At 46.9% G+C, this 7,577-nt stretch carries 6 protein-coding genes; 3 read left to right on the top strand and 3 right to left on the bottom strand.

Translation table 11 applies throughout. From position 1 onward, the window contains the following. Positions 1–135 precede the first annotated feature (135 nt). The 3 genes from QUA38_RS09905 to fraC form a co-directional block, all read right to left on the bottom strand. Positions 136–909, bottom strand: coding sequence for an ABC transporter permease (locus QUA38_RS09905; protein ID WP_333161300.1), 774 nt, complete (start codon positions 907–909; stop codon positions 136–138). Positions 910–1,106: 197 nt separating this feature from the next. Further along, a complete protein-coding gene (locus QUA38_RS09900; RefSeq protein WP_333161298.1) occupies positions 1,107–2,105 on the bottom strand; it encodes a DUF5357 family protein in 999 nt (332 codons plus the stop codon). 5 nt (positions 2,106–2,110) lie between these two features. Continuing rightward, positions 2,111–2,629 carry a filament integrity protein FraC gene (fraC, locus tag QUA38_RS09895; protein WP_333161296.1) on the bottom strand — a complete coding sequence of 173 codons (519 nt, stop codon included), beginning with the start codon at positions 2,627–2,629 and terminating at the stop codon, positions 2,111–2,113. Between the two features lie 227 nt (positions 2,630–2,856). Here fraC and QUA38_RS09890 point away from each other — a divergent pair, with 227 nt between their 5' ends. From QUA38_RS09890 to QUA38_RS09880, 3 genes are all read left to right on the top strand, one after another. Next, positions 2,857–3,990, top strand: coding sequence for a cob(I)yrinic acid a,c-diamide adenosyltransferase (locus QUA38_RS09890; RefSeq protein ID WP_333161294.1), 1,134 nt, complete (start codon positions 2,857–2,859; stop codon positions 3,988–3,990). A gap of 463 nt (positions 3,991–4,453) precedes the next feature. Further along, positions 4,454–6,442: a calcium-binding protein gene (locus QUA38_RS09885; RefSeq protein WP_333161292.1), complete on the top strand. Its 1,989-nt coding sequence runs from the start codon at positions 4,454–4,456 to the stop codon at positions 6,440–6,442. Between the two features lie 712 nt (positions 6,443–7,154). Continuing rightward, a complete protein-coding gene (locus QUA38_RS09880) occupies positions 7,155–7,409 on the top strand; it encodes a DUF4926 domain-containing protein (RefSeq protein WP_333161290.1) in 255 nt (84 codons plus the stop codon). Positions 7,410–7,577: the final 168 nt, after the last annotated feature.

Here is a 7,577-nt window from a genome sequence, read left to right as displayed (position 1 = left end):
TTTGAGTTTTAGTCGAGATTGGCTATCAATAACCTTTTCTATATCTTAGCGCGCTAATTTGATAATAAAATTGTTTGTAGTGATGACGAAAATCCTCACTACAAACAGTTACCCTGAAAGTGCCGACTGCAAGTTTTAAAATTCCCGGCGGGAAAATATGGCAATCGCAATTGACAACAGCAGCACCACATACAGCAAACCGTAGCCAGCATCTGTAATCAAACCTGCCAAGTAAGGAATTTGTCCGTAAACAGCATCGTTTCTCAAATTGAATCTGGCTAAATCCGGCAAAACCAGATATAGTCCCATCATCAGTTGTTCAAGACCAGGATTTTTAGTTAACTTGCCCAAAGCAACTAAATCCCGCGTCGAATGTCCCATTAAATAAACGCCAAATGTCAGTAAAGTTGCCAGCAGCGAACTGCTAAAAACCCCAAATAAAATCCCGACACCTGCCATGAGACACAGCTCAAACCAGACAAACAACGAAGCGATTAAAATGCTTTCCAAAGGAAAAGGAATGTGGCTCAAACTCAGAATAGCCAGATAGATAACAGTCATTGCTGCTACAAGCACCGCCAGCACCGCCGACAGCCCTAAGTGCTTGCCCACAATTAACTCCGCCCGACTTATCGGTTTAGCAACTAACAGATAAACAGTCCGTTTTTCAATTTCTTTGTTGACCAGTCCGGTAGCCACAAATACTGTGGCAATTAGACCGAGGAGGCTCATAGCAGCCAAACCGATATCTAAGATAATTTTCTTTTCGGTTGTCGCCGCCAATTCCGGTATTAACCGTACCGATGCGCCCATCAACAGAGCAAAAATAATAATTAAGTAAAAGATACGATCGCGAATTACTTCCCAAAATACATTGGTCGCGACTGTCAAAATTCTTCTCAAATTCATCTAGTTATTAACCTGTTGAAAACTTTCGCCATACTTTAGTGTAAGGAAGAAGGAAGGAGGAAGAAGGATCTTTGGCTTCGCTCAGAGTAAAAAGAAGGAAGAGAGAAGAGGGAAGAAAGAGGATTTTTTCCATCTCAGGCTCTCAGACGCTCTCACTCTCCCGCTATACCGATCGCAATTAGTTAACAGAGACAGAATCAAACTTGACTGTCCCCCGCCGTTCCATCTTTTCGCTGTCCGGGTTGAGAGCGTTTGATGGCACCGCAGGTTACAGTCGCCCTATTGGCTAAGGCGAACACGTCGCAAGATTTGGTAAACGAATATATTTCCGGTCTAAAAACCAATCCCAGCCAAGTTGCCTGCATCTCTAACTGATAGCGGGACTCTCCTTGGACGATCGAAGTTTTGACATCCCACCTCGCATCTTCTGCGACTACTCCTGTTGTTTTTAAGGCTTGATTACGCAGAAAAAATCGCTCGTTGTCAATATCTATTAACATTTGCTCTACTTGCGCCCACGGTTTTGTGCGGGCTTCATTTCGCAAATATCCCTCCATTGCATTGAGGATAACAACTCCTCGTGAGCGATTAATAGTTGGCTGTTGAAATGTCACTACATAATCGCTTTGCCTCAAATCCTGAGATAAAATGCTCGGATATTGTTGTATCCAACCTTGAATTAAAAAGTGAAAAGCAAACCAACATGAAAACAGCAGGTGAACTAGAGTAATTATCAAAAACTGAGGGCGCACCAATGACCTGATACCTTCTCGTTTTGACTCGCTATTCCAAATCTCTATTGTCGCCAGAACTACTACTGCTATAAGTGGGCCGGATATCCACGCTATTTCCTTCCTATCCGACGGCAATCTTACCAGCAACCACAAGCCAATTAAAATGCTTGTCACCCACGGACTCAGACTTACTCCTTTAATCACAAAAGGTTGCTGGCTGGTCAGCAAACCCATTGAAAGTGTAAAAAATAACCAGCTCATATCAAAAAGCAGAGTTCTCGTCCGCCAGTCAGTGACTGCCGCCACTGTCAGCAAAGCTAAAAAGATGCTGAGCAGTAAAGGAGTCTTCCAGTGAACAACTTTAGGCGGAATCATCGCCTTTTGGATTTTTTTATTGGTTTCCCAAAGGTTGTTCGTCAGTTTAGTGAGTTGCTGAGTGACATCAAAAAATTGCTTCATCATAAATTTCAATAGACGCTTTGCAAAAACAACACGGTTAAAATAACGACATTGCTAACAGTGTGGGCGATTAAGATTCCCCCAAACTGGGTAGTTACTTGAAAAGTTCTTTTGGGAGGACGGCGGGTGAGGGTCGGTGGTCCTAAAAACGCTGGTTTGGAAGCTTTTTTATTGCCAGAAACCATGTTCTCTATGAATTCTAATCCCTGCCATTTAGCTAGAAAAGTTACTGCTAATACTGAGAGTGCTATCATAGTTATTGGAGCGTAAACATTATCCCCTCGTCCTAATAAAATATAACCGATAAGCTGTTCCCGCAAATCTTTGGTAAGAACGCTTTCAATGCCGAAGAAAACTAACCAGCCTACACAGGTGCAAGATAGATTGAGGATGGCTGTATATTCAATGCTAGTTTTGGGGCCTAGTTTAAGTAGTTTTTGCAAAAACCACGATTCGATCGCGATAGCCAAAAACATAATTAAAATTTGCACCAAAACAGTCCGAAATGGGAAAACACTCGCAATCATAAGCTTTTAGGTATATCAGTCCGTGTTAAATTTTAATTGTACAGCACAAGCGGAATAATCTTAACCGGAGGTTTAAGCACCTGATTGCGTTAAATCCCTGCTTAAAAAATTGGGGGTTAGAACTTATCGTATAATCTGTGGAGATCCGCCAACAGAATGGAAAAATTAAACATTCAAGGCGCGCGATCGAATACCCACCCCGATACAGACTCAAACAACTGCTGATTATGGTAAGGAATGGCATTGGTATTCGGACAGCCTCATCCCGATCGGAACGCGCCGCGGGTCAGATTCACGTCTACGACGGCGCTGGTAAAGGCAAGTCTCAGGCAGCTTTGGGAGTAGTGTTGCGGTCGATCGGGCTGGGTATCAATTCTGACTCGCCGACGCGAGTTTTGTTGTTGCGCTTTCTCAAAGGCCCCGGCCGCTCCTACGACGAAGACGGGGCAATAGAAGCCTTGCAACGGGCATTTCCCCACTTGATCGACCAAGTGCGAACCGGCAGAGCCGAATATTTTGGGGCCGAAGCAATCACCCGTTTCGATCGCGCCGAAGCTCAGCGAGGCTGGGATATCGCCAAAGGAGCGATCGCCAGCGAGCTCTATTCCGTCGTGGTACTAGACGAACTAAACCCCGTATTGGACTTGGGTTTGCTGCCAGTTGACGAAGTAGTCGAAACCCTCAAAAACAAACCTGAATATTTAGAAGTCATTGCCACAGGCCGAGCCGCCCCCGAAGCTTTGCTGGAGATTGCCGACTTACACTCCGAAATGAAGCCGCACTATCACCCCGCAGCGACAGAGCATCATATTTCCGGTATCGAAATATACACCGGAGCGGGCAAAGGCAAATCTACAAGCGCTTTGGGCAAAGCTTTGCAGGCAATAGGTAGGGGTATCAGTCAAGACCAATCTCACCGGGTGTTAATCGTGCAGTGGCTCAAAGGCGGCAGCGGTTATACAGAAGATGCGGCGATCGCAGCTTTGCGCCAAAGCTATCCACAGCTAGTAGACCACCAGCGGTGCGGTCGAGATGCTATAGTTTGGCGGGGGCAACAGCAAGAGCTAGACTGCATAGAAGCAGAACGCGGCTGGGAAATCGCCAAATGTGCGATCGCCAGCGGCTGGTACAAAACGATTATTCTCGACGAACTCAATCCCACAGTAGACTTAGAACTGCTGTCGGTAGAGCCGATCGTCGAAGCCCTGCTACGCAAGCCGCGGGATACAGAAATTATTATCACCGGGCGCTGCCACAAACCCCACGCTTACTTTGACTTGGCAAGCGTACACTCCGAGGTATACTGTCACAAACACTACGGCGATCGGGGCGTAGAACTAAAGCGGGGCGTAGACTTTTAAAGCCCGGAGCGGTACGGAGTTCAATCCGGGCCAGAATTATTAAATGACGGCCCTGCCTGGAAAACCGGAAATTGCCACAAAGCCTTGGTACCAAGTAACAAATCTCCCAATTTCCCTTGTCTTCCCGATCACCCAGATCTGCCTTTTTTAATCTTTAATTTCCTCCTCCGGAGGCGATCCCCGACCGCCAATCCAGAATGGAACATTAAGAATATGAGCCGCGTCTTATGGAGCGTGAGCACCTGAGACAGTGCACCAGGATTATTAAAGGGTGAAGACTTTGAAAATAAAAGCTTACAAGCAAAAAATCCGCGAGGGAGAAAGTCTAGACAGGGTTAACGCCAGTAGGCTAGACTTGCGGCTGGCAAACAGGTTAAACTACAGCGGAATCCAAACATTCGGTGTTCTAGGCAGTGTCTGTAGTCGCACCAGCGATGACCAACAAGTAGAGGAGTGAAGCTTTATGACAACGTTAGATGACAATCCTAATCAACTAGATTTAAACCTTCCGGGACTAGGCCCGGATACAGTATTCGCCGGAGAGGGGGCGGATTTCATTAGAACTTCCACCCTGGGCGGCAGCTTAATATTTGGCCAAGGCGATAACGATACTCTGATTTCAGTTGGCCCGAACGATACCATATACGGCGGCGACGACGAAGATTCAATCAGATCCCAGCGGACTCCGGCTTTGCTGTTTGGCGACGCAGGCTCGGACACCATAATCGCTGAAGCCCGCGCTACCATGGCCGGCGGGCAGGGAGAAGACATCCTCCAAGGTACTGTCGAAGCTAACCTGATGTTTGGTAATCAGGGCGAAGATACGATGCTGGGAGGGGCGCAGAGAGCAGACTCCCTCTACGGCGGTAAGGACAATGACGCGATCGGCTTCTTCATCGCAGGCGGTGGCAACAACCTCTCTTTAGACGGTGGTTTGGGTATTGGCTTCGCTGGCAATGAAGGCAGCAACTACTTGCGCGGTGATTTGGGCGACGACTTAGTTGTAGGTATCAATGTAAGAGACAGTCTCTTTGGCGGTAGAGGCAACGACACCCTAAGAGGTGTGGCCAGCAACAGCTACCTGTCGGGCGATCTTGACGACGACATCTTATTCATTACCAACAGTACGCAAAGCAGCCCGTTTGCTCAGGGCAGCGTCATTACGATCGGCATTGAGAGAACCACCTTGATTGGTGGTGGCGGCAACGATTCTCTCACCGGAGCGATCGGCGAGTTTGAAGCCGGCAGAAACTTGTTAGACGGCGGCGACGGCAACGACACGATCACGGTTTTTGCCACGCAGGATAGCGCTTTGGGAGGTGCAGGCGACGACTTCATCCAGTCATCCAGGGTATCGAATCTAACTTTGAGCGGAGGCGCCCAGAGTTCATTTGGAGGCTTCGCGGGTCGCAACTTGCTCGACGGCGGAGTAGGCAATGACACGATCGTTGCAGCTTTTGTGACGGATACAATGATCGGCGGTGAAGGCAACGACAGCCTGAGTGGTACCTTTACTAACGCAGCAGGTGGAGATGGCAACGATACTATCGATGCTAGCAAGGCCATTTTTGCTGGTACTGGTACTGCTTTGATTACTCTCGAAGGCGCGCTGGGCAACGATCTGTTAATTGGCTACACCACTCCTACTACTGGCGGCACCTTCACCGTCACCAACCTCATGAACGGTGGCGAGGGAAGTGACACCATCATCTTTGGCAGCGCGCGCGATCGCGTGATTGGCAACGTTGCTGGTAACGACTTCATCTCCTACGCTAGCGGCATCAGCTTTACCGGTCTTACAGCGCCAAACTTGATTAGCGATACCTTAGGCAGCAACTTCATTATTGGTGGCAACGGCACTGATGTGGTCACTACTGGTAACGGGGATGACATCCTGTTCGGCGACTCATCCAATGCTACCGACTCCCTCGGAGGAGCCGGGGACGATACCTTAAATGCCGGTGCCGGAAACGACACCATGCTGGGCGGCTTTGGAAACGACTATTTGATCGGCGGCGACGGTAACGACTCTCTCGGAGGCGGACCGGGTGCTGACACGCTGATTGGTGGCAGTGGCAATGACAGCTTCTACTACAACAACTTCGGCGAAGGCGCAGTGGGTACTAACACAGACCAAATCGGCGATTTTACGATCGGTCAAGACAAGTTTATCTTCCAAATCAATGGCTCCAACGGCTTCCCCAACTTGAGGGTAGTGCCAAATACGAATCGAATTTCTTCGCAGGCGTTCTTGGCGATTGAGAGTGGGCCTTACAACAGCAGTTTTGGTCCAGCCGGGGCGGGCCCGACAGAGCCGTTCGTCTTTTATGAAAATTCAACTGGACGACTAGGATTTGACTCTGACGGTTTTGGTGGTTCTGACCAAGGCGTTACACTGGCAACTCTGAATGGCAGACCTGGCATTACGGCTGCTGACATTACCCTGATTTAATTTGGGTAAAAGTGGGTCGGGTCGATGCTGAAACATCGCCCGCGCCAACTCTCAAAACAAAGTGTGCTTTGTTTCGAGCTGGGGATATCCATCCCTGGCTTTTTTATTGGCATTGGGAATTGGCCATCGGCTAAACAGGGCATTGGCCAAAAAGCATCTTCGCCAAACAGCATCTTCGCCCTCCGTAGCGGAGGGATTGGGCAAAAAAGTAGAATCTGTAGGGGCGCGTTCACCCATGAATTTTACCACCCCTCAATAATTTTGATAAACCCGCCCCCCAACTCAAGGACGATATAACTGACATATGAGTAAAAGTCGATTATTGTAGCCTAATATTCTATTTTGTTATTCAAAAACAGTTATTAATAGTGAAACTGTCCAATGGTCATCTAACAGATTTAGGCAATAAAATAGAATAATATTCTTTAAATCATAATCATCACGAAGGAAAAAATAAAGCTGTTTTGTTTGCCAGTAAGTTAGGAATTACCATAAAAATGCTGAAATGCTCAAAGAGGCTTAAAAAAAATCTGCTATCAACGAAGATGTTGTTATTAAAAAAAACAATGAATACGGAACACATTACCAGATGAAATTCTTGCTGAAAACCGAAGTAGATGAGTCTCTTATTCTAGCAGCTTGAATTATCCGCGCAGGTGAAAATTTCCCCAGATTAACACGTTGTTACCCGTCAAAAAGTGAGGTAAAAACAATGAAAACAATTAAAGACCTTAATATTGTTGCTTTAACTGAAGATTTAGAAGCAACCCATTTTGAAACAAAACAAATCATTAAATTATCTAAAGGAGAAGTAGGAACAGTCATGGTGGAATTTGATGGCAGTGCTTGTGAGGTAGAATTTTCTCCTCAAGGTGGCACAACTTATGGAATGGAAACAATTCCCGCCACAAAATTAATGCTTTTGCATTATGAATTACTAGAATCTGTAGGAGCGGTTCGCCGATGAATTTTGCCACGCACCAATAATGTTGATAAACCCGCCTCCACCCAACAAATAACCCCGATTAAGCATCGTCGCCCAACCATTAAATTCAATTAATTCTGAATTTTGGGCTGGGGGGAGGCGGGTTTATGAGATGGTTAGTTTTGGGCAATTATGGTTGGTAAAACCTGT

The sequence above is a fragment of the Microcoleus sp. Pol12B4 genome, from assembly GCF_036701385.1.
Classification (GTDB): domain Bacteria; phylum Cyanobacteriota; class Cyanobacteriia; order Cyanobacteriales; family Microcoleaceae; genus Microcoleus.
Note: the sequence above shows the minus strand (reverse complement) of the source record. Positions and strands in the feature narration are given on the sequence as shown.

Coding starts and splice junctions, on each gene's coding strand:
- QUA38_RS09900 (WP_333161298.1), bottom strand. CDS start 2,105: ATGATGAAGCAATTTTTTGATGTCACTCAGCAACTCACTAAACTGACG.
- QUA38_RS09905 (WP_333161300.1), bottom strand. CDS start 909: ATGAATTTGAGAAGAATTTTGACAGTCGCGACCAATGTATTTTGGGAA.
- fraC (WP_333161296.1), bottom strand. CDS start 2,629: ATGATTGCGAGTGTTTTCCCATTTCGGACTGTTTTGGTGCAAATTTTA.
- QUA38_RS09880 (WP_333161290.1), top strand. CDS start 7,155: ATGAAAACAATTAAAGACCTTAATATTGTTGCTTTAACTGAAGATTTA.
- QUA38_RS09885 (WP_333161292.1), top strand. CDS start 4,454: ATGACAACGTTAGATGACAATCCTAATCAACTAGATTTAAACCTTCCG.
- QUA38_RS09890 (WP_333161294.1), top strand. CDS start 2,857: ATGGTAAGGAATGGCATTGGTATTCGGACAGCCTCATCCCGATCGGAA.